Source organism: Collinsella aerofaciens (assembly GCF_015558785.1).
In the GTDB taxonomy this organism is placed as follows: domain Bacteria; phylum Actinomycetota; class Coriobacteriia; order Coriobacteriales; family Coriobacteriaceae; genus Collinsella; species Collinsella aerofaciens_P.
This window is the reverse complement of sequence record NZ_JADMOP010000001.1, coordinates 120,274-146,244: the sequence shown is the minus strand read 5'-3', so window position 1 is coordinate 146,244 and position 25,971 is coordinate 120,274. Positions and strand designations below refer to the sequence as shown.

At 57.9% G+C, this 25,971-nt stretch carries 20 protein-coding genes and 1 tRNA gene; 3 read left to right on the top strand and 18 right to left on the bottom strand.

Translation table 11 applies throughout. From position 1 onward, the window contains the following. Positions 1–166: 166 nt before the first annotated feature. The 16 genes from hisS to I2G40_RS00540 all read right to left on the bottom strand — a co-directional run bounded on the left by hisS (position 167) and on the right by I2G40_RS00540 (position 20,367). Positions 167–1,480, bottom strand: a complete 1,314-nt coding sequence (gene hisS / locus I2G40_RS00615) for a histidine--tRNA ligase (protein WP_195543832.1) — start codon at positions 1,478–1,480, stop codon at positions 167–169. A 192-nt stretch (positions 1,481–1,672) separates the two neighbouring features. Continuing rightward, positions 1,673–1,999, bottom strand: coding sequence for a hypothetical protein (locus I2G40_RS00610; protein ID WP_195543831.1), 327 nt, complete (start codon positions 1,997–1,999; stop codon positions 1,673–1,675). Positions 2,000–2,132: 133 nt separating this feature from the next. Beyond that, positions 2,133–3,431 carry a M20 family metallopeptidase gene (locus tag I2G40_RS00605; protein ID WP_195543830.1) on the bottom strand — a complete coding sequence of 433 codons (1,299 nt, stop codon included), beginning with the start codon at positions 3,429–3,431 and terminating at the stop codon, positions 2,133–2,135. A gap of 115 nt (positions 3,432–3,546) precedes the next feature. Beyond that, a complete protein-coding gene (locus tag I2G40_RS00600; protein WP_117770437.1) occupies positions 3,547–4,530 on the bottom strand; it encodes a DMT family transporter in 984 nt (327 codons plus the stop codon). A gap of 201 nt (positions 4,531–4,731) precedes the next feature. Next, positions 4,732–6,921, bottom strand: coding sequence for a YhgE/Pip domain-containing protein (locus tag I2G40_RS00595; RefSeq protein ID WP_195543829.1), 2,190 nt, complete (start codon positions 6,919–6,921; stop codon positions 4,732–4,734). Beyond that, a complete protein-coding gene (locus I2G40_RS00590; RefSeq protein WP_324252543.1) occupies positions 6,922–9,687 on the bottom strand; it encodes a YhgE/Pip domain-containing protein in 2,766 nt (921 codons plus the stop codon). Between the two features lie 492 nt (positions 9,688–10,179). Further along, positions 10,180–12,204 (bottom strand): molecular chaperone HtpG, encoded by a 2,025-nt coding sequence (gene htpG, locus I2G40_RS00585; RefSeq protein ID WP_195543827.1) that lies wholly within the window; start codon positions 12,202–12,204, stop codon positions 10,180–10,182. A 202-nt stretch (positions 12,205–12,406) separates the two neighbouring features. Next, positions 12,407–12,907 carry a GNAT family N-acetyltransferase gene (locus I2G40_RS00580; RefSeq protein WP_117745656.1) on the bottom strand — a complete coding sequence of 167 codons (501 nt, stop codon included), beginning with the start codon at positions 12,905–12,907 and terminating at the stop codon, positions 12,407–12,409. Between the two features lie 39 nt (positions 12,908–12,946). Continuing rightward, positions 12,947–13,597 carry a tyrosine-protein phosphatase gene (locus tag I2G40_RS00575; RefSeq protein WP_022094060.1) on the bottom strand — a complete coding sequence of 217 codons (651 nt, stop codon included), beginning with the start codon at positions 13,595–13,597 and terminating at the stop codon, positions 12,947–12,949. 17 nt (positions 13,598–13,614) lie between these two features. Then, positions 13,615–14,352 carry a CpsD/CapB family tyrosine-protein kinase gene (locus tag I2G40_RS00570; protein WP_035136836.1) on the bottom strand — a complete coding sequence of 246 codons (738 nt, stop codon included), beginning with the start codon at positions 14,350–14,352 and terminating at the stop codon, positions 13,615–13,617. A 2-nt stretch (positions 14,353–14,354) separates the two neighbouring features. Beyond that, on the bottom strand, positions 14,355–15,011 hold the full coding sequence (locus I2G40_RS00565) for a YveK family protein (protein ID WP_195543826.1): 657 nt from the start codon (positions 15,009–15,011) through the stop codon (positions 14,355–14,357). A gap of 195 nt (positions 15,012–15,206) precedes the next feature. Then, positions 15,207–16,631, bottom strand: a complete 1,425-nt coding sequence (locus I2G40_RS00560; protein ID WP_324252542.1) for a sensor histidine kinase — start codon at positions 16,629–16,631, stop codon at positions 15,207–15,209. 3 nt (positions 16,632–16,634) lie between these two features. Next, positions 16,635–17,363 (bottom strand): response regulator transcription factor, encoded by a 729-nt coding sequence (locus tag I2G40_RS00555; protein WP_195521674.1) that lies wholly within the window; start codon positions 17,361–17,363, stop codon positions 16,635–16,637. Between the two features lie 64 nt (positions 17,364–17,427). Continuing rightward, positions 17,428–18,303, bottom strand: coding sequence for a phosphate ABC transporter ATP-binding protein PstB (gene pstB / locus I2G40_RS00550; RefSeq protein WP_229090558.1), 876 nt, complete (start codon positions 18,301–18,303; stop codon positions 17,428–17,430). Positions 18,304–18,406: 103 nt separating this feature from the next. Then, positions 18,407–19,645: a sensor histidine kinase gene (locus I2G40_RS00545; protein ID WP_195543825.1), complete on the bottom strand. Its 1,239-nt coding sequence runs from the start codon at positions 19,643–19,645 to the stop codon at positions 18,407–18,409. A gap of 26 nt (positions 19,646–19,671) precedes the next feature. Continuing rightward, positions 19,672–20,367 carry a response regulator transcription factor gene (locus I2G40_RS00540; RefSeq protein ID WP_195543824.1) on the bottom strand — a complete coding sequence of 232 codons (696 nt, stop codon included), beginning with the start codon at positions 20,365–20,367 and terminating at the stop codon, positions 19,672–19,674. A 197-nt stretch (positions 20,368–20,564) separates the two neighbouring features. Between I2G40_RS00540 and I2G40_RS00535 the strand changes: the two genes are divergently transcribed. Continuing rightward, complete coding sequence (locus I2G40_RS00535) at positions 20,565–21,905, top strand: D-alanyl-D-alanine carboxypeptidase family protein (protein ID WP_195543823.1); 1,341 nt, start codon at positions 20,565–20,567, stop codon at positions 21,903–21,905. A gap of 321 nt (positions 21,906–22,226) precedes the next feature. Here the strand turns inward: I2G40_RS00535 and I2G40_RS00530 are convergent. Then, a tRNA-Ser gene (locus I2G40_RS00530) sits at positions 22,227–22,317 on the bottom strand. 297 nt (positions 22,318–22,614) lie between these two features. Next, positions 22,615–23,292, bottom strand: a complete 678-nt coding sequence (locus I2G40_RS00525; RefSeq protein ID WP_195543822.1) for a zinc ribbon domain-containing protein — start codon at positions 23,290–23,292, stop codon at positions 22,615–22,617. A gap of 132 nt (positions 23,293–23,424) precedes the next feature. On the opposite strand from I2G40_RS00525, the gene I2G40_RS00520 reads away from it, so the two are divergent. Together I2G40_RS00520 and I2G40_RS00515 are read left to right on the top strand one after the other, a co-directional pair. Further along, a complete protein-coding gene (locus tag I2G40_RS00520) occupies positions 23,425–24,777 on the top strand; it encodes a hypothetical protein (protein WP_195543821.1) in 1,353 nt (450 codons plus the stop codon). A 248-nt stretch (positions 24,778–25,025) separates the two neighbouring features. Next, entirely contained in the window at positions 25,026–25,886 is an 861-nt protein-coding gene (locus I2G40_RS00515; RefSeq protein ID WP_195543820.1) for a zinc ribbon domain-containing protein, read from the top strand. Positions 25,887–25,971: the final 85 nt, after the last annotated feature.

Below are 25,971 nucleotides of genomic sequence, written 5' to 3'. Positions count from 1 at the left end.
CACAAAAGTATTTTCTGCATTGCAAGGGTTTTTGCCCCAAATGGTCGTATTTCTCGGTGGGCGGCATACGTAAACGGGGGCATTCCGCATAAAAGCGAAACACCCCCGTAACAATCGCTCTCCATGAGCAGGGCACGTTAGCAGGCCCGCAGCTCAAAAAGATGCGCTACAGGCGCTCGCGAACCGCCTCGACCACATTGGCCAGATCGACGAGAACCTCGTCATGGCTTTGCATGTCGCGCACCTTGACCTTGCCGGCGGCAAGCTCGTCGCCACCCAAGACCAGGATGAGCTTGGCGCCCACCTTGTCGGCCTGCTTAAACTGAGCCTTGAGCGAACGGCCCTGGTAGTCGGCCTCGGTCACGATACCTGCAGCGCGAAGCTCCTGCGTAATGGCGAAGACGTTCTGGCGCAACTCCTTGCCGGCGTTGGCGACGTAGACGCACGGGGCCTCATCGGCACCCAGGTCGCCGCCAAAGGCCTGTAGGGCCAGCAGGGCGCGCTCAAAACCGACGGCGAAGCCGACGCCGGCCGTAGGCTTGCCGCCCTCGAGCTCGACCAGGCCGTCGTAGCGGCCGCCGCCGCCGATGGAGCCGACGCCGGCGCCAGGGGCCTCGACCTCAAAGACGGTACGGGTGTAGTAGTCCAGGCCGCGCACCAAGGTGGGATCCTCGACATACTCGATACCGGCGGCATCCAGATAGCGCTTGACCTGCTCGTAGTGTTCGCGGCACTCGTCGCACAGGTTGTCACCCATCAGCGGAGCCTCGGCCATGATCTCGCGGCAATGGTCGTTCTTGCAGTCGAAGGCGCGCAGCGGGTTAAGCTCGGCGCGCTCGCGGCACTCGTCGCACATCTCGTCGGCGTGGTCGAGAATGAACTGCTTAACCTGCTCGCGATAGGCCGGACGGCACTGGGGATCGCCCATCGAGTTAATGAGCAGACGGAGCTTGGAAAGATCGAAGCCCAGACGCTTGTAGAACTCCATGAGCATGATGATGCACTCGGCGTCTGCCGCCGGATCGGGAGCGCCGAGCCACTCGATGCCCACCTGATGGAACTGGCGCAGGCGGCCCTTCTGGGGACGCTCGCCGCGGAACATGGCCTCGGCGTAGTAAGCCTTAAACGGCGTGGAGCCCTGGGGCACCAGGTTGTTCTCCACGACGGCGCGCACCACACCGGCCGTGCCCTCGGGACGAAGGGCCAGACGCTGCTTAGGCTTGAGCTTGGTATCGGTGCCTTCGGTAAAGACGCGCTCCAGGTTGGCGCCGCTAAACACGCGGAACATCTCCTTGCGCACGACGTCGGTCGACTGGCCGATGCCGTGGACAAAGACGTCCACCTGCTCGATCGCGGGCGTCTCGATGGGCTTAAAGCCAAACGGCTCGAATACGCTGGCCGCAATCTGCTGCATCTTTTGCCAGGCGCGCATCTCGGCGCCGATAAGGTCGCGGGTTCCCTCCGCCTTCTGTGCCTGCATGGGCAAACACCTTTCTTTTGTATCGCGTCATAGGTAGTGGACATTATACGGCACAAAGCAGCAACGCGGCGGCGCGTCTGACCGAACGAGGGTATGGGGACTCGTTCGGCCAGATGCGCCGCCGCTATTTGTGATCCCTTTTCCTCCGTCCCCTTCGGGTCACATGATCTGCTGGGGACGGAGGAAAACGGATCATTTCGTAGGCCCGTGGCCGCCTTGGAAACCGAATGATGGTACGAGCATCCATTCGGCTTCCAGGGCAGCCACAGACAGAACGGAGCGAACAGAAAAGAGCACGTAGACCTGCCATAGCTCACCGACAAAGCTCATGCCGGCAAGAACGGCAGAGGTGGCGATTACAGTGAGGGAGCCCAAAACGCGACCGCTTACTTTATCGGCAACATGACCGATCACAAGTGAGCCGATAACGCTCACCACGGTGGAGATGGCGTTGGAGATGTTGTACTGCGCAAGCGTGATGCCCAGGTCGCTGACGACGAGCGGCTGAAACAGGCTCATGCAGTTAACGAAAATCGTGTAACACGTGGCCATGATGACAAAGCCAGGCGCCGGTAGTGCCCAAGATTGCCTTGAAAGACAAGGGCATAGGCCTTATGGCCATGCCCGCAGGCCTGAAAGGCAAGGTTGGGTACTACCGGTGGTCGGCGATATAGCCCAAAGCGACCGCCGTGTAAGCCGCGGCACCAAGTGGCAGCTCGGCATCGCTAAAGCGCGCCTTGGGATGATGCTGGGCAAAGTGTTCGTCCGTATCGGTCACAGCCGCGCCGATCGTAAAGTATGCGCTCGGTATCTCACTCGAGATAAGCGCAAAGTCCTCGCTCGCCATGGCATGGAACAGCGGCAAGAAGGCGGCCTTGGGCAGCGTCGCACCCACGTAGCCAAGCGAAGCCTGGGTCACGTCGTCATCGAGCACGAGCGGGGGAACATCCGAGAGCGTCTCGATGGTGGCCGACGTGCGATACGTTGCGGCCACGCCGTTGACGACCTCGGCGATACGCTCCTTGAGGTGCTCCATGAGCTCAACGTCAAAGCCGCGCAGCGTGCCTTCGAGCACGCAGGTATCTGGGATGACGTTGGCCGCTTGACCACCGGCAAACTTACCCACGGTCAGTGCGACCTCCTTGGCCGCCGGCACTTCGCGAGCGATAAGCTCCTGAAGCGCCAGGTGCACATGGACGCCGGCCGTGATGGGGTCGATGCAGATCTCGGGGCTCGAGCCATGGCCGCCCTTGCCCTGCAGCGTGATGCGGAAACCGTACACGCCCGAAAGCGCCGGACTCCCATAGAGCACCAGGCCGAGCGGCGATTGGCTGTTAACATGCATGGCAAAAGCCGCCTGAGGGCGTGGGTTCTGCAGCAGACCGTCGACGATGGCGGCACGGGCACCCTCAAAGGTTTCCTCGCCCGGCTGGAACAGCAACTTAACCGTGGCGTTGGCGTCGAGAAGCTCGGACTCGCGGGCCTTGAGCATACGAGCCGCACCAAGCAGCGCCGTCGCGTGCATATCGTGACCGCAAGCATGCATGCAGCCATTGGTGGATGCAAAGGGCTCGCCGGATTCCTCGGCAACGGGCAGGGCATCCATGTCGCCGCGGAGCATGATGACCGTACCGGCCTGCTTGTCCGTGCACGTACCGTTACCCCGAGCAGCAGCTGCCGCACCGGCACCGATCAGGCCAACGACGCAGGAACCGTCGACTAGCGTGGTATGGGGGATGTCCATCTCGTCCAGACGTGCCTGGATATAGGCAGACGTCTGCGGAAGATTGTTACCCAGCTCGGGCATCTGGTGTAGATCGTGTCGCCACGCAGCGAGCTCGTCTGCAAAAGCCTGAGCTTCTGCAACAAGACCGTCACCGATAGCGGTCTGCGCCGCCGCGGTGGCCTTGGGCGCTGATTGCGGTTGAAGATCGGACAGTGCTGGTGCCATAGATGCCCTCCAGTAACGTTTTTGCAGCAAGCACTTTGATAGCGTAAAGTGCAAGGTACTACTTTAAGGGCATGACATAAAAATGCCGCCCTGGGAGGGCGGCGCAACAAGTTGTTTACAATTGCGGGTGTGATTTTCGGCGCAAGAAATCGAAATGCGTCTCGCTCAAGATAATCGAAAGAAAGATGAGCGCGAAGCCGGCGAGCAGGCGCGAGGTGAGCGCCTCCCCCATCAGCAGCACCGAGAACAGCACGCCCGAAGGCGACTCCATCGAAAGGAGCAGTGAGCCCGTCGAGGCCGAGACATGCGCCAAGCCGACGTTTTGGATGAGCAGAGCCGCGCATGTGCAACCAACCGAGAGAAACGCCATCGCGCTGATAAAGCTCGGCGTCCACACGGACAGAGGCGCTTGGGTCTCGAATAGCAGCGACGTTGCCAGGCTCAGCACGCCGTTGCCCACAAACATCCAAAACGTGATGACGTTGATGTCCATTTTGCGACCGTACTTGGCAGTCACCGCCATCTGGATGGCGAAAAAGACCGCACCCGCCAGCGTAATGACATCACCGATGTTGAATTCAACGCTATCGAGCGCCACCAAGCCAATGCCCGCCAAGCACAGCAGCGCCGCGCCCAGGTTATAGCGGGTGAGTTTTTCGCCGCTCAGAAAATAGCTCGCGAACGGCACAACGATGCAATACGTGCCCGTCAAAAAAGCATTCTTGCCCGCCGTGGTGTGCGCCAGACCGACTGTCTGCAGGGCGTAGGCGGCCCACATAAGTGCGCCCATGCCAAGTCCGACGATAAGGTTGCGGGCGTTGAGGTGCGCGATGATGCGCTTGTGGAAGATGAAAAACATGACCAACGCCGCAGGCAGAAAGCGCACGTAGAGCAGTTCGAACACCGGAATGGTGTCGAGCGCGTCCTTCATGGTCGTAAAGGAGTAGCCCCAGACGACTGCCACCGAAAGCAGCAGGACTTTCCAGAACAGCGGCGAGCGAGCGCCGGCGCCGCGGGAGGTGCCGCCCGCGCCCAGGTCCTCGCGAGCAACAGGGCTATCGGGCATCATTTCGATATTGTCAGTGGCATGCTGGGCCATAGGGCATCCTCGCGCTCAATCTGGGCGTGGTGTCCGCACGCGCATGGCTGCGTGCCGCCTCATGGTCAAATAAAAGCAGGGCGCACCGGACCCCCGGCACGCCCCGCTACTGTAGCAACAACCAAGCAGCCCGTGCAATTCACTACGCTAAAGCATCGGGTTGGAAGATCTCGATGTTCCGACGGCGTTTACGTTGCTGAACTAAATCAATTTGGTTGACTCCAGTTTTTCGATGATCCAGTCGTTGGCTTTGATGACCGGGCGGCGGAAGACGACGCCCAGTGCCAGCGACGGAATCAGATAGCTCGCCAGAATGCCTAGCTCAATCCAGTACTCCATGTGGTACGCACCGGCCATGGCGGCATGCATGGCGTTGATGCCGTGGGTGAACGGCAGGAACGGATAGATCGCCTGGAACACGGGGCCGGTCATCTCGATGGGGAACGTGCCGCCCGAACCGCCGACCTGCATGACCAGCAGCACGACGGCGAGCGCCTTGCCGATATCGCCAAACGAAACCGTAAGCGTGTAGACGATATTGGAGAACACGAGACTCGCGACCCAGCCCGCCAGCACAAACTGCAGCGGGTCGTCGCACTGGATGCCAAAGAACAGGATGTCGCCCGCACACACGAGCGTTGCCTGCAGCAGGGCCAGACCGCCAAAGAACAGGTAGCGGCCCAGGTAGATCTCGTGCAGGCGCACGGGGATGAGCTCGTTGATAAGCTCATCGTCAACCGAGACCTTCATCATGGCCGCCAGCACAATCGAGCCCACCCAGAGCGACAGAATCGTGTAGAACGGTGCCATGGCCGAACCGTAGTTGCGGATCGGATAGACCGGCTTGCGATCGAGCGCGACGGGGCCGGAAAGCGACACGGCCAGACCCTCGGGATCATTGCCGATCATCGTCTTGATCGTAGCGAGGTCATCCGACATCAAGGCGCCGTCGAGCTCGTCCTTAAACGCACTGATCTTGTCCGACGCCTCGCCCAGCTGATCAGAAGCCTTGTTGACCAGCTTTGCAGCCTTGGAGAGGCCCTTTGCCAGCGAACCGGATGCGTCGGTCAGGCCAGCAACAGCACTATCCAGATCGTTCGAAATACCGTTCAGCGAATCCAAAACGCCCGAGATGGTCTTCTTGAGCTCCTTTGCCTTGGCCGAAAACGTAGAGTCGTAGTCAGTCTTGGCGCCCGAGATACCAGCCTTGGCATCCGCGATTGCCTGATCGACCTCGGCACGCGACTTATTAACCTCTGCCATGCTGTCAGAGAGAGACTTCGCGGTGGCCGTCAAGTCCTTGGCGTTGTTGCGATACTCCACAGCAATCCTGCTCAGCGATGTTGCCACAGACTTGAGGCTGTCCTGGAGTTTTTCGTCAGTCACCTGATCGGCAAAGCTGCGGAGCTGGTCGGCCGTGGCGTCGATATCGTCGGCACGCGTGTTGAGCGCCGCCGCGGCATCGTTGAGCTGGGACACTGTAAGGTCGACATGTTGATTCGCGGCATCAAATGCCTTCGCAAGCTCGGCGGACACGTTGTCAAACGAGCCCGCGCTTCCGTCAATCGCGGCATTGATGGCGTCGTTGGCGTCCTTCAGCGCTTCCTTGGAATCGCTAATACCGCTCTTGACATGCTCCATCAGCTGCTTCGTTGACTCATCGACCGTGCCCGTCTGCTGGAGCATACCGCTCGCCGACGTCAACGAATCGGACGTAGAGCTCAAAATGCCCGCCAGCGACGAAGCATTAGCCTGAACGTCTTGCAGGTCCCCAATCGAATCGCCGAGCGTCGAGGACAGGTTGGCGATAAAGTTGCTGACCTGGTCGGTGCTCATGTAATCGAGCAGGCTGGACACCGTCTTAAGACCGATGCTCGTAATGGTCTCGGTAAAAGTTTTGTTAACCTGGCTCTGGACGGCGCTCGAACCCTTCTCGGTCACGATCTGCGCAATGGCGTTGGCCTTCTGATTCTCGTAGAACTCGATATCGGCATGCTTCACGTCGGTCGAGAAAAGCGTCATCATGTCAGCGCTAAACGTTTTGGGGATAACGACGGCAGCATAGTACGCGCCCGACTTAACGCCCTCGATAGCCTTTTCGCGATTGTTGAGCACAACCCAATCGAAGCTCTCGTTGCCGCGTAGGGTGGCGGTCACGTTTTCGCCCACGTTAACCTCGACGGGGATCAAATCGCTCTCGTAACCCTCATCGGTGTTGACCACGGCGATCTTAAGATTGCCGGTGTTGCCGTACGGATCCCAGCTGCCGGCGATGTTAAACCACGCGTACAGACACGGTACGATAATGAGGCCCATCACGACAACCAAGCCGATCACGGAGCGAGACACGTTTTGGACATCGCGCTTAAACAGATGCAGGATGTTCTTCATTTATGCCTCACCTCCTTTGGAGTGCTTGCCAAGCGCGGTGGTATCTCCATCATTTGTGGCTGTGCTGTCGCTGCCCTGAGATTTATGGTGCGAGCCGATATGCGGCAAGCGGCCCGTGGACTGATCGCCGCCCTTGGCACCACGCTCGCTGGCGTTGAGGCCAAACATGTGGCGGGCGGCAGGAATGGCGGCCGTGTGTTCGCGCATCTCGCGACGCAGGTCCTCATCCGAAAGCGCCGAGATGCGCATCTGGGTATTGAGGCTCGCTCGGATATATTCGATATTGATAAGCCAGCCGCAGATGGCAATAACCGAGATGATCCAAATGACAAGCAGGATGATCTTGCCGTTATTGTCGATATCGAGAACCGTCGACAGGACAAAGAGCAGGACCTGAACGCCCACCACGGCGGCAAAACCGCCCTTGATGTAGTACGGGTAGCGATGTTCAAAGGCGACCGCATGATCGAGCAGTTCGCGACGGTACGAATCGGAATCGAGCATGACGCGCATGGCCGTGCGCAGCGAGTAGCGCTGGCGCGGCAGGTCGTTGGACTCGCAAATCATCATACCGGTCGTGGAGAGCTGTTTATCAAAGAGCAGGTTAAGGTTGAGCAGCAGCGGACGCAGCTGCAGGCCGATAAAGAGCGCCACGATCAAGAACACGCCCAGAATGCACAGGTTAAACAGGTAGTTGAACGAATACATGCCGCCGACCGTCTCGCGCAGCAGATTGATGCCGTAGGTAAAGGGCAGCAGCGGGTGCAGCCACTGGAAGAAGCCGGGCATCATCTCGATGGGGTACATGCCCGACGAACCCGGGATCTGCACGATGACGAGAATGACGCCGATAGCCTTGCCGATATGCTTAAACGTGGTGGACAGCGCATAGATGATATTGACGTAGGTGAACGAGATGGCGATGCCGCCCAGCACGAACAGCAGCGGGCTGACGCACTGCACGCCGATCACCAGATCGCCTACCGTAACGATGATGGCCTGCAACGCGCCCAGGATCACCAGGAGCAACCAGCGGCCAAAGTAGCCCTGACGCGCGGTAAAGCTGCCGATGCCTTCGCGGTCGACCTCGAGCTTGTAGATGGCGATAAGCACGTAGCCGCCCACCCACAGCGCCAGATTGGTATAGAACGGGGCAATGCCCGAACCAAAGCTCTTGACCGGGTAAATTGACTTTGAGGTCAGCTCGACCGGAGATGCCATGAAGTCTGCAACATCATCGACGTCGACGCCCATCAGGCCGGCCAGCTCGCCCATGGACTCGGAGGTCTGTAGCGCCGCGATGTCGTTGGCGGCGGTTGCGAGCTTGTCCTGGACCTTGGCAAGCGAGGCATCGGTCTGGGACAGCGTGGTCTTGGCCTGACCGAGCGTGGCGTTGAGTTGCGAAAGTGTACCGCGCGCACTTGCAATAGTAGGCGTGAGGCCAGACACGATTCCCGTCAGATCACCCGAGACGGCGGCAAACGAATCAAGTGCGCTCGAGACCTTCGGCAGCGCGTTTTGACCCAGGTCCGTCTGAGCCTGGCCAAGGTTGGTCGCACCGGTCTGAATTGCATTATTGATAGCGTCGCTGGCACCCGAGACAGCCGCAGCGTCATTCGCCATGGCGCTCGACTGCGCAGACAGACCGTCCTTGATGCTCTGAAGCTTTTCATTCTGCTCGCGGAGCAAATCGATGATCGATACAATGCGCGCGTCAATTTCCTTGGAACCTGTCGACGTGTCATTGACGAGAATTTCCAAGTGCCCGATAACGGCCTTATTGTGGTCGATCGTCGCTTGGAGAGACTCAAGCGAGTTGTCGATACGGGTAGTCGTAGATGCGACCGTGCCCGTCAGCTTGCCAATCGCAGCGTTTGCGGAGGCTGACGTCTTGGTGAGCGCAAGGCTGCCTTCCGAGAGCGCCTTGGAGAGCGAGGCGACAGAGTTGCCCGCCGTGGCGCGAGCCTCGCCCAGCAGGTCATTGCCCTGGGAGATCGCCTGCGTCAGCGACGGCGCCTGACCCTGCAGACCGGCAAGTGCCGCATCTGCCGAGGCAATGGAACCACTCGTCTTATCGATGGCGGCATTCATGTCGCCAATCGAATCGCGCACCTCACCCAAGGTACCGGATGCCTCTGATACCGAACCAGCCAACGAATTCTGAGTCTGGGTTGCCTTGTCCTTTAAATCGACCCCGGCATCCTTGGCGATGCTGGCAACGGTCTCACCCACTGTGGAGACAAATTCCGAGTTGATCTGCTCCTCGATGGTGCTTGCACCGGTGTCGGTAACCTTGGGCGCAATAGCACTCTTCTTCTCATTGACGTAGTACGTAAGCTTGGGCTGATGGTAGTTGCCGTCGAGCATCGAGACCAGGTTATCCGAGAAGTTCTTAGGGATTACGATGGCCGCATAGTACTCACCGCTCTCGACGCCCTCCTTGGCGTCGGCCGCCGAATCGACGAAGGTCCAGCCCAGCTGATCGTTCTCCTTGAGCTGATCGACGACCTGGTCGCCCGCGTTGAGCTCGCCCACCAAGTCGTTTTGGGTGCCCCGATCGTTGTTGGCGATGGCAATCTTGATACCCTGGGTGTTTCCGTACGGATCCCAGTTAGCCACGATGTTGTACCAGGCATACAGCGAGGGAATGACGCACACGCCCAAAGTAACCACCAGGGCGACGGGGTTCACGAGCAATCGCTTGATGTCGCGCTTAAAGATCGCAAAGGAGACCTTTGCATTGGATAGTTTGCTGCCGAGACTCACGCTTGGACCATCCATCCTGTCGTTGAATCGAATCGTACTATCGACAACCATTGTACGGAGGCGCTTTAGTGCCTCACGGCACAATGGTGCTGAGTTTTGCGGGTAGCAATATACTACGAAGATGAGTTAGCGTACAGATGTACAGTAACTCAAATTCCAGCAGCTCGCAAAACCACAACCCGCACAAATTAGCAATCCGAATAGTCATTGGGGACGTTCTTAAACGACTGGTCAAACAAGAACGCCCCCAACGACTAGTTTGGACCACGGTAACATCGATGTTTTAGCAATGCCAGCGAGCGGGCGCCAGAGCGAACAAATTGGCATGAAAAGAGGACGGCATAGACCTTCTGGTCATGCCGTCCTCTTTGAATGACAAGTTGTCGCTCTGGCGCCCGCGCAGCGTCGACTGGTCCGCCGTTCGTTAGAACGGCGGAACTGAGGGCAGCGTCGAGCCGTTACGCGGTTTGGTAAAACCGCGTAACTACCTAACTACATCAAGTTGCAGACAGCTGCCGCGAAGGCAACGGGGTCCTCGGGCAAAATGCCCTCGACCAGCAGGGCCTGATCGTAGAGCAGACCGGAGTACTGCTTGATCTTGTCGGCGTCGCCTGCCTTCTGGGCAGCGACAAGCTTGGCAAAGACCGGGTGCTTGGCGTTGAGCTCGAGCACGCGCTGGCTCTTGGGCATACCATCGGGCGCTCCCTCGGGACCCTTCTGGAGCACCTTCTCCATCTCGAGCGAAAGCGGGCCCTCGGTGGTGATGCACGCGGGAGCATCGGTCAGGCGCGCAGAGACGGCGACCTTCTCGACCTTGTCGCCGAGCGCCTCCTTCATGGCGCTAAAGAGGTCCTCGTTCTCCTTGGTGGCGTCCTCGGCCTCCTTCTTTTCGTCCTCGGTCGCCAGGTCAAGATCACCGGTCGCGACGTTCTTGAGCTCCAGATGACGATCCTCGACCTCGGGCTCGGCACCGTCGGCCACAGCCTTCTCGGCAGCCTCGCGGGCAGCGTCGTCCTCGTAAATCTTGGGCATATCGGCGGCAATGTACTCACGCATGGCCTGGAAGGTGAACTCATCCACATCCTGCGTCAGTAGCAGCACGTCATAGCCGCGGTCGAGCACGCCCTTTACCACGGGCATCTTGGCCAAGCGCTCACGCGAGTCGCCGGCGGCGTAGTAGATGGCCTTCTGATCCTCGGGCATGCCCTTGGCATACTCGGCTAGGGTAATCATCTTCTGCTCCTTGGCAGACCAGAACAGCAGCAGGTCGGCGAGCTCATCGGCCTTCATGCCATAGCTCGAGTAGATGCCGTACTTAAGGCCGCGGCCAAAGTTCTCAAAGAACTTCTCGTAGGCCTCGCGGTCGTTGTCACGCATATCCTCAAGGTCAGCGGTGATCTTCTTTTCCACACGCTTGGCGATGGCCTTGAGCTGACGGTTCTGCTGCAGCGTCTCACGCGAGATGTTGAGCGACACGTCGGCGGAATCCACGACACCGCGCACAAAGTTGTAGTAGTCGGGCAGCAGGTCGTCGCATTTCTCCATAATCAGCACGTTGGAGCTGTAGAGCGCCAGACCCTTCTCGTAGTCCTTGCTGTACAGATCGAACGGGGCGCGACCCGGCACAAACAGCAGGGCGTCGTACTCGAGCGTGCCCTCGGCGTGGAAGCTGATGGTGCGCGCAGGATTATCAAAGTCGTGGAACGTAGACTTGTAGAACTCGTCGTAGTCCTTCTGCTCAACATCGGAGCTGCGCTTTTTCCAAATCGGCGTCATGGAGTTGATGGTCTCGAGCTCCTGGTAGTCCTCATACTCGGGCTTGTAATCGTCGCCGGCGTCCTCGGGCTTGGGTTTCTGGCGGCTCTTGGACACCATCATCCGAATCGGGTAGCGCACATAGTTGCTGTACTGCTGAATCAGGCTCTTGAGGCCCCACTCGGTCAGGAAGCGATCGTAGGTCTCGGCCTCGCCGTCGGCATCGAGCTTCTCGTTCTCGCGCAGCGTCAGGATGACATCGGTACCGTGCTCGGCGCGCTCGCCGTCCTCGATGGTGTAGCCCTCAAGACCGTCGGATTCCCACACATGGGCGACATCCTCGCCGTAGGCGCGGCTGACGACCTTCACATGGCTGGCGACCATAAAAGCCGAGTAGAAGCCCACGCCAAACTGACCGATGATGTCGACATCGGAGCCCTGCTGCTCGGCGTTCTCGGTCTTAAACTCCTCGGAGCCGGAATGGGCGATGGTGCCCAGATTGCGCTCCAGCTCCTCGGCGGTCATGCCAATGCCGTTATCCGAGATGGTAATGGTGCGGGCGTCTTTATCAAAGGAAACGCGAATGGCCAGGTCGCCCTGGTCGATCTTGACGCTCGGGTCCTGCAGACTCTTAAAGTTGAGCTTGTCGACGGCGTCGCTCGCGTTAGAGATAAGCTCGCGCAGGAAGATTTCCTTATTGGTGTAGATGGAGTTGATCATGAGGTCGAGCAGTTTTTTGCTCTCGGTCTTAAATTGACGCATGTGCAGTCCTTTCGCGCTACCCCTGTCCGCAAAAACGGCCCGGTCGCCCGAGCCGCATCGCAGACCTGCTATGTTCAGACTTAGATTTTATAACCCATTAACGCGCATATATACATACGGAATCGAAAAACTGTATGTCCGAGCGCTCCAATGCGTCAATTGCCAAGGAGTGTCCCCAACTGCCGGCAGAAAAGGAACGTCCCTATCTGCCATCTACGCGCTTGGCCATCCAGACATGGGGTTGGCCCTCGTCTTCGTAATCTACCGGGGCAATTTGCGTGTAGCCCGCCTTTGCATAGAGCGGCAGCACGTATTCCTGCGCATGCAGCTTAATAAGCTTTGCGCCGGCATCGCGTGCACACAAAGCACTGGCATCGACGATCGCACTCGCCAGACCGCGACGGCGCATGCTCGGCAGCACAGCCACGCGCCCCATAATATAGGTCTCCCCCGCTGCGACGCCTTCGTCCAAATCGCACGACGGCGAAACCGGAGCCTCTGAATCTGCCGCGCGCTCAAGCTCTTCGGGAAACACGCGCGAGCAACCGGCAAGCTCGCCGTCTACATAGAGCGTCACATGAATGCAGCTCTGATCCTCGTCGATAGCGTCGAACTCATTCTCGTAGCCCTGCTCGTCTATAAAAACGACGCGGCGCACCAACGCCGCGTCATCAAAGCATCCCGTCTTAAGTTGGATATCCATGGCTGCCCTTTCATTCAATGCGAACGTTAGGGACAGATATTAGCGAAAATGAGCTCCGCGCACGCTAAACTTCGCGCGAGCCTTCGCCAGGCAGTCGTAATGACCCACGTTATGGGCATCGCTCGCGATGAAGCTGTACAGGTTCTGATCGAACAGGCGCTGTGCCGGCTTTTTCTCGCGACCAAAGCGACCGCCGGCAATAAAGTCCGCCGAAGCTTGCAGCTTGCAGCCCATATCGACCAGGCGCTCCGCCACGCTTACATCCTTTTGAACCGCACGATAGCGCTCAGGATGAGCGATAATCACCTGGTAACCACGGCACTGCAAATCGTAAATCGTGTTCTCGTACTCTCTAAACGCATACGCATCGGCATGCGTCGAAAGCTCGAGCAGAAACTCGTTGGTCCCATCGAAATGCAAGTGCTCCGCGGCATCGATACCAAGCTCAACGAGCTTTCGATGGTTGACCTCGAAGCCCATCTGGAGCGGAAAACCGTCAGCGTTATCACGCAGCAGCTCAAAGGCATCCCACATCTTGTCGTAATCAAAATAGGGATCACGGCAGTGAGGAGTGCAAACGATTCTGGTTACACCGGCCCGCTTGGCAGCCTCGAGCATCGCCAAGCTCTCATCGAGATCGGCGGCGCCGTCGTCTACACCCGGCAAGATATGGCAATGAATGTCACGCATAGGTCAGCCTTAATCAACTAAACGTTTGCTCGGTTGGTGAAGATGCCCTTTTTGGAAGTCCCCTGATCGTCGGAGCCCTTCTTCACCTTCTTACCGTCCTTGGTGTAGTAGGAGTAGTAGTACTCGCTGGTCTCGGTCTCGCAGTAGTTCATAACGGTACCGATGAGCTTGACCTTCTCGGACTTCTTAAGCTGACCGATGGCGTTGAGCGCCTCCTCGCGCTTGGTGAAGTCCTCACGCACGACAAAAAGCGCACCGTCGGTCAGACTTGCGATCTCGGCAGCATCGATGAAGGTGCCGACCGGGGGAGCATCAAAGATGACGTACTGGAACTTGGCGGACAGTGCCTTTACCAGCTTGGCAAAGCGGTGAGAGACGATGATGTCGGCAGGATTGGGAATATGCGGCTCGGCATCGAGGAAGTAGAAGTTCTTCTGACCCGTCTCGACAATCGCCTGGTCAATAGAAACCTGCTCGGAAAGGACTGCATAGAGTCCGCCGCGGGAGCGGACGCCGAGCATATCGGCAAGGGACCTGCGACGCATATCAGCCTCGACCAGCAGGACGCTCTTGCCGCTGGTGGCGATAGCCTGGGCAAGGTTGATGGAAACCGTAGACTTGCCCTCGTTGGGAATCGAGGACGTAACGGTGATGGTGCGAATGGGGTCGTCCACGCTCGCAAAGCGGATGTTGGCCAGAAGGGTCTTGGCGGCATTCTGTACAACGAGCTTATCGGTGTTCTTTGCCTTAGCCATGCCTATTTACCACCTTTCATAGCCGGAATTCGGCCAACAACGGGAATGCCCAGGAGCTCTTCTGCCTCTTCGGCACCGCGGATGCGGGTGTTGAGCATGTCTGCCAAAACGACATAGGCAACTGCGATAAAGATGCCCGCGAGGAACGCGACAGCAACGTACAGCATACGCTTGGGGCCGCTGGGGACTTCGGGGGTCTTAGCCTCGTCGATAACGTTGATGCTCTGGGCAGCGCCGACGTTCTGAGCGACCGTACTCACCGAGCTGGCCATGGCCTTTGCGACCTTAGCCGTCTCCTTGGCATCGGTGCCGGTAACCGAAAGCGTAATGACACGCGTGGTGGTCTCGGAGGAAACAGACACCTTGTAGTCATCCAGATCAGTGAGGCCCAGTTCATTGGCTGCGCCGCTCTTAACGCTATCGCTATCCAGCAGCGTGGCGATATCGTTGGAAAGCATCTGACTCGCCGAGAGATCGTTGTAGCTCATCTGACCTCTATCGTCGGTCTTGGCGAGAATGTACATGCTCGTCGTCGCGGTATAGGTGTTGTCCATCGCAACGAAGGACACGATGCCCATGGCGATCGCGCAGACCACCGGAAGGGTGATGACCAGCTGAAGGTGCTTCTTCAGCAGCTGGAACAGTTCGAGAAGGGTCATGCAGCTTGCCTTTCATTTCCCCAGTTCGGATTGACAAAACTGTCCGTATGTTATCGCATCTTTTTACCGAGACCAAACTCTATACATAAGAAACAGGCTCTCCTGTAAAAATGTCGGAAGCAATCGTAAAATTGCACAACAACGCCGCACCCGAAAGTCAAATGCGGCGTCTGCATCAATATCTATGTTGTATCGCTATGCGAATGGCTCGTCCTGCCGTATGGGAAACGTCACCGTAATGGTGGTTCCCACGCCCAACTCGCTCGACAGATCGAGCGTGGCGTGATGATACAGGGCCGCATGCTTGACAATTGCAAGCCCCAGACCGGTTCCGCCGCGCGCCTTGGACCTACTCTTGTCCACGCGATAGAACCGCTCAAATACCTTGCCCTGTTCTTCAGGCGCGATACCGATTCCCGTGTCGGCGACCGCAAGGAACGGATGGCCTTCGTCGTTGGTGCCGCACTGCAGCGTAACCGCACCGCCGGGTCGATTGTAGCGGATGGCGTTGCTCGCCAGATTATAGATGAGCTCGTCAATCAAGCGCGACACGCCTTCGATGACCACAGGCTTGGTCTCATGACTTATCGTCACATTCGCCTGACGGGCGACCTGTTCAAGACGCTGCTCAACCGCGTAGATGGCACGCGAGAGCTCAATAGGCTCCGTGGACCCAATGGGCACCGCCTCGCCCTCAGTTGCACGCTCGGCCTCGTCCAAGTTAGACAGCGTAAGGATGTCGTTGACAAGCGCTGCCAAGCGGCCCGCCTCACGATAGATGCGACCGCCAAAGTTGCGCAGGTCGTCCTCGCCCTCGACCATGCCGTTTGCGATGAGCTCGGCATAGCCCGAAATCGCCGTAAGCGGCGTCTTGAGCTCATGGGTAATATTCGCCGTGAACTCGCGGCGCATACGGTCGTTGTCCGCCAGCACCGCCATTTGGCGCTTGAGTTCCTGGCGCTGCGACTCGATACGCTCAAGCATGGGGACCATCTCGGCATAGGCGTGCTCATAGCTACGGCGTGGGTGGTCCAAATCCACCTCTTGCAACGGCGCGATGATGGCACGGGACTCGCGGCGCGCCATAAAAAACGAGAGTACCGCACCCGCTGCTGCGATAAGCAGCATCGGCGCCACCATCGACAGCAAAATCGCCGTAACGCCAGGCTGGGCCTGCGCCAAGCGGACAACCTGGCCGTTATCAAGGGCGACGGCGCGATACAGCATAATCTCGTCGAGCGTAGAGCTTGCGCGCTCCGCGGAACCCAAACCACTCTCAAAGGCCTCGATGACCTCGGGGCGATCGCCATGGTTGGGCAGTGTGGAAGGCGACGCCTCGTTGTCGTAGGCAACCGATCCATCCTTATTAATCAGCGTGATGCGCAAGTCCTCGCGATCGAGGCTACGCAAGAACGGGATGGGCTCCTGCTGTTCGTCGAGAGCGGCAGCAATGAGCTCGGTTTCCTGCGCCAGATTGGCACTCGTGGCATCCGCCAAGGTGTTTTGCACAAAGAACGCACCCAGCACCGTAAACGCCACGATAACCGCCATGGCGCAGACAAAGATCGTCACAAAAACGCGGTGCGACAGCGTATGTTTTCCCTGGGGGGCGAAGACCACGGGTTACTCCTCCGATGCGGTGGCCGCGGTGTCGTCACCTTCGGCACCATCACCGGCAGAAGGCTCGGCCAAGCGGTAGCCCACGCCGCGCACGGTCTCGATGGCGCCGGCATGCTCGCCCAGTTTTTGGCGAAGCGTCTGCACGTGCACGTCAACGGTGCGCGAACCGCCGTCGAAGTCCCAGCCCCACACGCTCTGCAGCAACGACTCGCGGGTAAAGACCACGCCGGGCTTGCGCATGAGGTACTCGAGCAGGTCGAACTCGCGCAGGGTGAGCTTAAGCGGCTCGCCGGCAACGGTCACCTCGCGATGGCTGGGCGAGAGCACGATGTCGCCCACGCTGAGCACATCGCTCGCCTGCTTGACCATGCCGCCGCGACGCAGCAGTGCGCGGCAGCGGCTGGCGAGCTCCATGAGCGAGAAGGGTTTAGTCAGGTAATCGTCGGCACCGCCATCGAGCGCCATCACCTTGTCGAGCTCGGTATCCTTGGCGGTAAGCATCATGATGGGCACCGTCGCCGTCAGGCGATCGGCACGCAGACGACGCATAATCGCCAAGCCATCGGTATCGGGCAGCATGATATCGAGCAGTACAGCATCGGGCACCCGTCGCGCCACGGCAGCTTTAAACTCACCATCGCACGAAAAGCCTTCGGCCTCGATCCCCTGCTTGCGCAGTGCATAGACCGTCAAATCCCTGATGTTGTCATCGTCCTCGACGTAATAGATCATGTTGAACCCCTTTGCGGCCGGCATGACCGCATCTTAACCCTAAAGGTACCTTTACTAGATGGTATCAGCCAAAACGTCCCGTCAAATAATCCGCCGTGCGCGGATCGGTCGGATTCTTGAAGAGTTGCGCGGTGGGCGCGTGTTCCACCAACTCACCCAGCAAAAAGAACGCGACCGAGTCGGAGATACGCGCCGCCTGCTGCATATTGTGCGTAACGACCACGAGCGTACAGGTCTCTTTGAGCTCGCAGGCCAGCTGCTCCACCACCAGCGTCGACACAGGGTCGAGTGCCGAGGTCGGCTCGTCCATCAGCAGAATGTCGGGCTGCACGGCAAGTGCGCGGGCGATGCACAGGCGCTGCTGCTGTCCACCCGAAAGACCCAGGCCCGACTCACTGAGCTTGTCCTTGACCTCATCCCATAGCGCAGCGCGACGAAGGGAATCCTCGACCAGCTCATCCAGCACAGCGCGATCGCGCACGCCCATGCCGCGCGGACCATACGCGACGTTGTCGTAGATGCTCATTGGAAACGGGTTGGGGCGCTGGAACACCATGCCCACGCGCTGGCGCAAGCGGCAGATGTCGTAGTCGCCCAGGATATCTTGACCATCGAGCGCAATCTTGCCCTCGATGCGGCAATCCTTGATGCCGTCGTTCATGCGGTTAAAGCAGCGCAGCAACGTGGACTTTCCGCAGCCCGAAGGCCCGATGAACGAGGTGATCTGCTTGTCGCGGATCTTGATATTCACGTCCTTGAGCGTATGATGGTCGCCATAGAACAGGTCGAGGCCCTCGACATCGATGCGCGTCGGCGAGGCGGCAAGATCCTCTGCCGTGGGGCGAGTCGCATCCCCAACCTCGCGCTCGCGCGCGGCCTCGGCCTGCGCTTTCATGAGTTCTTCAAGCTCCGTGGGCTCCACAGCCGCAGCAGCCGTCATACCGCATACCTCCACATCGATATCAATTCAGCAGTATCGATAGTAGGAATCGCGGCTCATATGCACGTGAGCGCATTGTCAAGTGTTTGTAAGGGCACACTGGCTATGCGGCGGGCAGCTCGATGGTGAATATCGTGTGTTCGGGCGTCGATTCACATGCAACGGTACCGCCGTGCGCGCATACGATCTCCTTGGCGATGGCAAGCCCCAGTCCAGCGCCGCCGCGATTGGTCGCACGCGCCGCATCCAGGCGATAGAACTTCTCAAAGATCACCTTGAGCTTTGCCTCAGGGATGGGATCGCCCTGATTGATAAAGCGCACGCGCACGCCACCGCCGTCCCGGCGTCTGGCCTCGATCGTGATGGTCGAGCCCTCATAGCTATAGGCAACGGCGTTTTTCATGATGTTGTTGAACACGCGAGCCATCTTGTCGCCATCCACGAGCACCGTCAGGTCCTCGCGAATATCAACTTGGGCTTCCTTATGCTGCTCGTTGAGGATGGGATAGAACTCGTCAGCCACCTGAGCCAGCAGCAACCCCAGATCAACATAGCCGCGCGTGAGCACGATATCGTGGAAGTCAAAGCGCGTGATATCGAAGAACTCTTCGATGAGTGCATCGAGCCGGTGCGCTTTGTCGAGAGCCACGCCCGTAAAGTGCGCACGTTGCTCAACCGGCAGCTCAGGAGCCTCTTGCAGCAGCGAAAGATAGCCCACCACACTGGCAAGCGGGGTGCGTAGGTCATGTGCCAAGTACGTGACCAGATCGTCCTTGCGATGAGATTCGTCACGCAAGGCCTGTTGCACCTTGCGCTCACGGTCACGCACGCGGTTAAGGGCGCCCTCGACCTCCAAGAAGTCGCCGTCGATGTTGTCCCAGGTGTCGGGGTGATCGATCAGGCGATCTTGAATACGAGCAGCCAGCACACAATCGGCATGCTGCTCGCCCTGCTCGTAGCCCTGGTAGCACAGGGCGCGGCCACACAAGAACAGCACGCACGCGGCAAGCGCCAGCACAAAGCCAAGCATGTTGAATACAAAGCCGGCATCGAACAGCACCGGCCCTTCGATGCCGCCGAGCGCCATGGCGCCAATCGCCAACGTCATGGCCCACGCGGCGCCGCCAATCACCACGCAGCGGCACACGATCTCAAATCGATCGATCAGCAAAAAGCCGACAAGCAGCACCGCCAAGATTCCGACGATGTTGTCGATGCCAATCAGCAGCAGGCTCAGCAAAAAGAGCAGCACCGTTGCAAGCGCGCGGTTGTCGACGACCGACCTCACGTATTCAAAGAGCCGATCGGGCACCTCGAACGCTTGTCTATCGTCTTTTGTCATATCAAGATCCTCACAAGCGAAAAGCGTTATTCGATGATGTAGCCGACGCCCCAGACGTTTTTGATAAAGCGCGGCTTTTGTGCGTCGTCGCCGATCTTGTCGCGCAAGTGGCGAATATGCACCATCACCGTATTGTTGGAGCCGGGCATAAAGTCCTCGTTCCACACCGCGCGGAACAGGTCCTCCACGGCCACCACGCTGCCGCGATGCTCGACCAGATACAGCAAGATTGAATACTCGGTGGGCGTGAGGCGAACCGGTGAACCGTCCACTGTCACGGAACGAGCATCGCGGTTGATCTCCAAGCCGTCGAGCTGAATGGTCGGCGACTCGGCCGCATGTGCACGGCTACCGTAGCTGGTGTAGCGGCGAAGCTGAGCGTGCACGCGCGCGATGAGCTCCAGCGGACGGAACGGCTTAACCACGTAATCGTCCGCGCCAAGCGAAAGGCCCCCGATCTTGTCTTGCTGGGCATCGCGCGCCGTCAGCATGATCACGGGATAGGTATGGCTGGAACGGATCGTACGCAGCAGCTCAAACCCATCGATATCGGGCAGCATGACATCAAGCAGCGCCAGATCGAACTCCTGCTCCAAAATCGCCTTGGCAGCATCGGCCCCGCTATAGGCAATCTGGACATCAAAGCCCTCTTTTGTAAGGTAGATGCCAACCAAGTCGGCGATGGCCTTCTCGTCATCAACTACCAAAATGTGCTCGTTCATGCGTGCTCCTCTCGCGCTCCATTATGCCCGAGGCGACGCACGCCACACACAACAAGCGTGGGTGATTAAGTCGGCCTTAAGCACCCTTGTGCCCGTTCGGGTGCGGATGTGGGCCAAGCGCGCACGCGATGATCGCCGACGCCGGCAAACGATATACTCTAGTTCCAGAAGAGACCATCCCGTCGAAAGCGAAATCCGTGAAGTCCCTCACCTCTTTTGCAAAGCGCTCAGCCCAGCTTGCCGCCGGCTTTGTCTGCGCTATCGCCCTTGCCGTTGGCGCGCCCACCGTCGCCGGCGCCCAAGTGCTCACGACCGACAATGTTTGCGGCAAAACCGCCGATGCGCGCGGCATCACGGCCGAAAACCTGCCCGATATCGATGCGACCAATGCCCTCGTCATGGGCAAAGACGGCACCGTCTACTATGCCCGCGGCGCCGATGAGCAGGTCAAAATTGCCTCGATCACCAAGGTCATGACCGCAATCCTAACCGTCGAGAATTGCAAGATGGACGAGAAGGTCACGGTGAGCAACGCCGCAGCCACAGTGGGCAATTCGACCGCCGGCTTGCTCGAAGGCGACAAGCTTACCGTGGAGCAGGCGCTGCGCGGCCTGATGATTCCCTCGGGCAACGACGCCGCCATCGTGCTCGCCGAATATGTGGGCAAGAAGATCGACCCTAAGACCAAAGACGCCGAGGCCACCTTTGTGAAGGCCATGAACGAGCGCGCTAAGAAGCTCGGCTGTACCGGTACGCTTTTTGAAAACCCGCATGGTCTGGACTTTGATGAGTGGGCTGGCGATATGCACTCAACCGCACATGACGTGGCGCTGATGATGCAGGAGGCCATGAAAAACGACACGATCCGCGAGGTCTTAGCGAGCGAGGATTCCTGGATCGAGGTCACGGGCGCCGACGGCACCGACCATTCGCATTCCATGGACACGCATAACTATTTGCTGGGCCAAGATGGCAACATCGGCGGCAAGACCGGCACCACCGACGACGCGGGCTATTGCTTTACGAGCGCCTACAACCGCGACGGCGACGAGATCTACACCGTCGTTTTGAACTCCACCACCACCGACCAGCGCTTTACCGATACCGCAACCCTTGCCAATTGGTACTACGGCCACAAGGTCACGGTCGCGATTGCCAACACGCAGGAAAAGACCGCCAACGGCAACCCGCTTATGGCACGCATTAGCCAGACGGATTGGACGGACAAGACGATCGACGCCACGCTCGTCGATCCTACGGCGCAAGCGACCGTGTTTTCCCTTGCCGGCGAGGTAACCGAAAAGGTTAGCTACGACGATCTTTCGGGCACGGTGCATGTGGGCGACAAGGTGGGCAGCGTTACGCTCAAGCAGGACGGCACCAAGATCGCCGTCATGGACCTGGTTGCCGACGAAGAAGGCTCGGGGCCGAATCCCATTGAATGGCTGCTCGTGAAGCTCGATCGCTTGGGCCGCCGCATCGACAACCGCCCACTTGCGGCAGAGAGCGAGACCGTAGCCAAGGCTCCTGAGATGTAGGGCGCAAGAATAATAAGTCCACTGAAAGGAGGCGTCCGAAAGGATGCCTCCTTTTTGAGGGTTCGAATCCCCAGCGCCCTTTCTCGATAATAAAAAAGGGCCCCCGATGGGACCCTTCTTTAAAGTTAAACTGGCGGAGAGCTGGGGATGTCCGGGCACGCTACGCATGCCCTCCGGCTTCAAAGCCTGGCGGCTTTTCGCCCACGGGCTACAAACGCTTTCGCGTTTGCTTAACGCCCGTGCCCTCTCGGGTTCGAATCCCCAGCCTCCTTTCTCCGTACAAAAAAGGGCCCCAAATGGGACCCTTCTTCAAATTCGTACTGGCGGAGAGCTGGGGATTCGAACCCCAGATGCCCTTTTGGGGCATACTCGCTTAGCAGGCGAGCACCTTCGGCCTCTCGGTCAGCTCTCCGTAACAGCCGTTCTATAGTAACCAAACAGTCGAGGATGGGCAAGAGGGAATTTTTGAGGCGATTTTACTTTCCGTTGTATCCCACAATCGATCTACAGATATGGCCCGTACCGCCACGATCGTTACCGCAAAAGCAAGCGCCCTCTTCGATTTTGGCACCGCAGTTCGTGCAAAACATCGCTTCTCCCGTTGATCCGCATCGGCCGGCGCATCGCATCAGGAACGCCAGCCGTAATGAGCCATTCCATCATAAGGTGCCGTCAAGCATCTCTCGACGGCACCTTGATTAATTTGAGCCTATCGGAGCCCGTTGATGGCGTCGACAATCTGTGCCTGACCGTGCGCCATGCGGTCGGCAGCATTCTCGGTATGGATGCGCACGTTGGTGTCGTACTTGCGAGCGCTCAGCAGCCTGTTGATGTTATCGGCAATCATATCGGCCTTGTCGCGCTCAAAAACTACCAACGGAATGATAACGAGCTCGCCCGAGTCCATTGAAATCGCCACGTACGAGACCAATGCGTTGAGCACCATGAGCACACCGAACGCCATGATTGCCAGAGCGAGTAAGATGCTGTCCGGATCTCCCAAGCTGCACAGGCCAACTAGCGCAATCACCGCACCAATCAGCAGTTTCTTGATGTCAACCTTAAAGTCGCTCACCGTTGACGTGATATGCGCAACATCGAGCGTGCGCTTACGGCGGCCGAGCGGAATAACACCGAGAATCGTATTGGGCACCTGCGCGATCACGTTGCCGTTGGTGAACTCGATGCTCCCCTTAAGATAGAACGTGATGTACGAGGTGATGAACTCGATAGCTCCAATGCCGGTGCTCTGGGGAGCATAAAAGGTATGGCGGCTGTTAGCAGCCACGTCCTCCGGCGTTGCTTCGGCCGCAACCGTAGGAGTGCCGCACACGCCGCAGAACTTGGCGCCTTCGTTGATCTGCGATCCACACTGCTTGCAATACATGATAGGGTCCTTTCTGTCGTCTCTCTTCCTGACGCCACATAAGATACGATTTGCAATAACCCAATTACAGTGATTTTGACCGGGTAATTATTTGATATACTTCCTATAGAAAAAGCACCAGGTAGGAGCGTTATGTTCAATCTTTCGCAAACTAAGACGGCGCAAGGATTTATCCCCTTTAAGGACGTCAAAACCGTTGAGCCCCACGAAAGGCAATCCGCCAGCGGCACGCTCCTGTTCTTTGATTTATACCGACCCATCGAACTTAGCGAGCTTAACCATAACGCCGCGCCCAAGCACAACGAGCGCCATGCGGACCTGATCAAACTCGCTTCATGCGTCGAGCCCACCGGCAACCCCGAATCCCCCATTCGCGTAGATGTGGGCAACATTGTTGATTTTGCACGTCAAACAGGCCCTCTTTTCGGTGTCAGCGAAACGGAGATAGTTCGTGATTGGGCATACACCGCTGTATCGGCACTTGTCGCGGTTCGCATTCAGGAATTCCTCAACGGCAACTGCAATATCGCAAAAGTACGTGCCATCAGGCAGATTGATAAGGTCGTCATCTCAAGCGAGGCAGACGGATCATCCTTCATCATGTACTCGATTTATCTGGGCATAAGCGGTGGCTACGCTGCATGCTTTAAAAGCCTGCCGATTATCCGCCGCATCGAATCGAGCGATGGCTATTTCTACGCATTTGTTTCCACCACCGGAGACGCCGCGGGAGCCGCTATCGAGTTTCGCGTGTTTTCCTTTGACCACGAACTTACGCTGGAAGACTTTGAGACCCTTAAGCTGTTGCTCGCCCTGAGCGACGACGACTCGCGCGCCGCGCTGCAGCATCTTAAGCTTGCTCCCAGCGAGCAGAGCTATTACGACATCGCCCCTGACGCGAGCATCGTTCCGCAGAGCAGCCTTCTCAACGACACCGACAAGGGCGCACTCACTGCACTTGTCCAGGCGCTCGTGATTGCACACCTCTCGGGCGCGCATGTCGATGTGTTTCAGGGCAGCGAGTCCACAGGTTTTCTGTCCTTTGACAGCTACCTCTCATGGCTGTGGTTCGATTTCTCGCGCAAGCTCAGTACCGTTCGCATCGGCTACTGTGAGCAATGCGGTCGCGCCTTTTCTCTCGCAGGGCACCGCGGCATGGAGCGTAAATACTGCAGCGAAAAATGCAAGACCGACGCCAAAAACGAAAAGACTCGCCAAGAGACGATCGAATTACGTCGTCGATTCGCCGAAGGCCAATCGGTAAACGAAATAGCCGAGGCAACCGAACGCCGCCCCGACTATATTCGCAAACAATTGAGTAAATGGACTCAGCTCAAGCACGAGCTGGAAGACGATCTTGCCGAAAACGGATTCAACGGTTCCGGTCTGCTTAAGCGCTGTGGATCAGAGGGCCTCAACCTAGACCAACTCCTCAGCAGCAAGCGAAAAGCCGAGCTCAAAAAGATTGCAAACGGAGATAGGTAAGCTAGACATGGGCGTTGCCGAAGTCGCGGCGGCTAAGTTTAACAACTTTAGCAAACTTTAACAAGTTTAACAGCTGATCTTACAAAGGCTCAACTTGGCTGTCGTGAAGCGGGGTTGGAGAATCGCGCTTCCTCGTCTTCGTCAAAATAAATACTTCATACCGAAATTAGGGGCATAGCCGCCATCCTTTTGGAGCAATAGGAATATCATTTTGCCGTCTTTGTTCCACATCACGTAAGGACATATTCATGTACTGCAATCACTGCGGCGCCAACAATCCAGATGGAGCCACCTTCTGCAATGCGTGCGGCAAGCCCATTTCCGCCACCGGCACCTTGCATATCGAAAAGCCAGCCACCAAGCACAACCTCGCTGAGCTGGAGACGCGGTCTCAGTGGTGCGATTTCTTAAGCAGATTTCGCAACCACGTCCTCCAAGTTAACGATTGTTATGATCAAATAGAGCGCATCTGCGCCAAGATTATCGTCTATCAGGCCGAAAAAACCGAGTTGAAAAACGCCCTTGCAAACGATACGGCTTTTCGTAAGTCAAAAAAGGTCCTGATTGGCTTCCTCATTTTTGTATCTTTAGAAATCATCCCCTCCATCTTAAGATTCGGCCCTGGCTATCAAGACGGCCCAGCGGACGATTTAAAAGCCGGTGCAGTCATCCTGGCCATCCCGCTCCTCGTTTTTTTGCTGCTATTCAATCGCCGAAAGCACTGGCAGCGTGAGATTAGACTCCGCGACGAGAATACTGATCTTCAGGTGAAAAAGGCAATCAAAGAGAAATTGAAACTTCAAATCAATTTCGAAAAATTCAACGAAAATAAAATCAATGGTGTTTACATCATCGGTTTCGACTACTCAAGCCCTTGGATGCTCAAGGCACTCGAGGATGTCATCCGCGACGGAAAGGCCGACAACCCCAAAGAGGCAATCGCCTGCTATGAAGCCGAGCAGGAGAGGCGGAGAAGCCAGCAGGACCGAGAGCGCAACGCGCTCTTCCAGCAGACGCTTCTCGACCACATGGACGAGCTCCACAGCCAGATGGACCTCCTCAACTCCCTGGCATCGGCGAACTTCGTGCTGAACGGAACGAGGCTCTGACGGCAGAAGATCGGTCAGCTCAAAAGTAAGAAGCCCGGATGCGTACCGAAGCGCATCCGGGCTTCTTACTTTTGAGCAACTTCAT

What these genes read in the sequence shown, in the direction of transcription:
- I2G40_RS00605 (WP_195543830.1), bottom strand. Translation starts at nt 3,431, where the DNA reads ATGGCACCAGCACTGTCCGATCTTCAACCGCAATCAGCGCCCAAGGCC.
- I2G40_RS00610 (WP_195543831.1), bottom strand. Translation starts at nt 1,999, where the DNA reads ATGAGCCTGTTTCAGCCGCTCGTCGTCAGCGACCTGGGCATCACGCTT.
- I2G40_RS00540 (WP_195543824.1), bottom strand. Translation starts at nt 20,367, where the DNA reads ATGAACGAGCACATTTTGGTAGTTGATGACGAGAAGGCCATCGCCGAC.
- I2G40_RS00600 (WP_117770437.1), bottom strand. Translation starts at nt 4,530, where the DNA reads ATGGCCCAGCATGCCACTGACAATATCGAAATGATGCCCGATAGCCCT.
- hisS (WP_195543832.1), bottom strand. Translation starts at nt 1,480, where the DNA reads ATGCAGGCACAGAAGGCGGAGGGAACCCGCGACCTTATCGGCGCCGAG.
- I2G40_RS00545 (WP_195543825.1), bottom strand. Translation starts at nt 19,645, where the DNA reads ATGACAAAAGACGATAGACAAGCGTTCGAGGTGCCCGATCGGCTCTTT.
- I2G40_RS00565 (WP_195543826.1), bottom strand. Translation starts at nt 15,011, where the DNA reads ATGACCCTTCTCGAACTGTTCCAGCTGCTGAAGAAGCACCTTCAGCTG.
- I2G40_RS00570 (WP_035136836.1), bottom strand. Translation starts at nt 14,352, where the DNA reads ATGGCTAAGGCAAAGAACACCGATAAGCTCGTTGTACAGAATGCCGCC.
- I2G40_RS00575 (WP_022094060.1), bottom strand. Translation starts at nt 13,597, where the DNA reads ATGCGTGACATTCATTGCCATATCTTGCCGGGTGTAGACGACGGCGCC.
- pstB (WP_229090558.1), bottom strand. Translation starts at nt 18,303, where the DNA reads ATGACGGCTGCTGCGGCTGTGGAGCCCACGGAGCTTGAAGAACTCATG.
- I2G40_RS00520 (WP_195543821.1), top strand. Translation starts at nt 23,425, where the DNA reads ATGTTCAATCTTTCGCAAACTAAGACGGCGCAAGGATTTATCCCCTTT.
- I2G40_RS00555 (WP_195521674.1), bottom strand. Translation starts at nt 17,363, where the DNA reads ATGATCTATTACGTCGAGGACGATGACAACATCAGGGATTTGACGGTC.
- I2G40_RS00525 (WP_195543822.1), bottom strand. Translation starts at nt 23,292, where the DNA reads ATGTATTGCAAGCAGTGTGGATCGCAGATCAACGAAGGCGCCAAGTTC.
- I2G40_RS00515 (WP_195543820.1), top strand. Translation starts at nt 25,026, where the DNA reads ATGTACTGCAATCACTGCGGCGCCAACAATCCAGATGGAGCCACCTTC.
- I2G40_RS00595 (WP_195543829.1), bottom strand. Translation starts at nt 6,921, where the DNA reads ATGAAGAACATCCTGCATCTGTTTAAGCGCGATGTCCAAAACGTGTCT.
- I2G40_RS00580 (WP_117745656.1), bottom strand. Translation starts at nt 12,907, where the DNA reads ATGGATATCCAACTTAAGACGGGATGCTTTGATGACGCGGCGTTGGTG.
- htpG (WP_195543827.1), bottom strand. Translation starts at nt 12,204, where the DNA reads ATGCGTCAATTTAAGACCGAGAGCAAAAAACTGCTCGACCTCATGATC.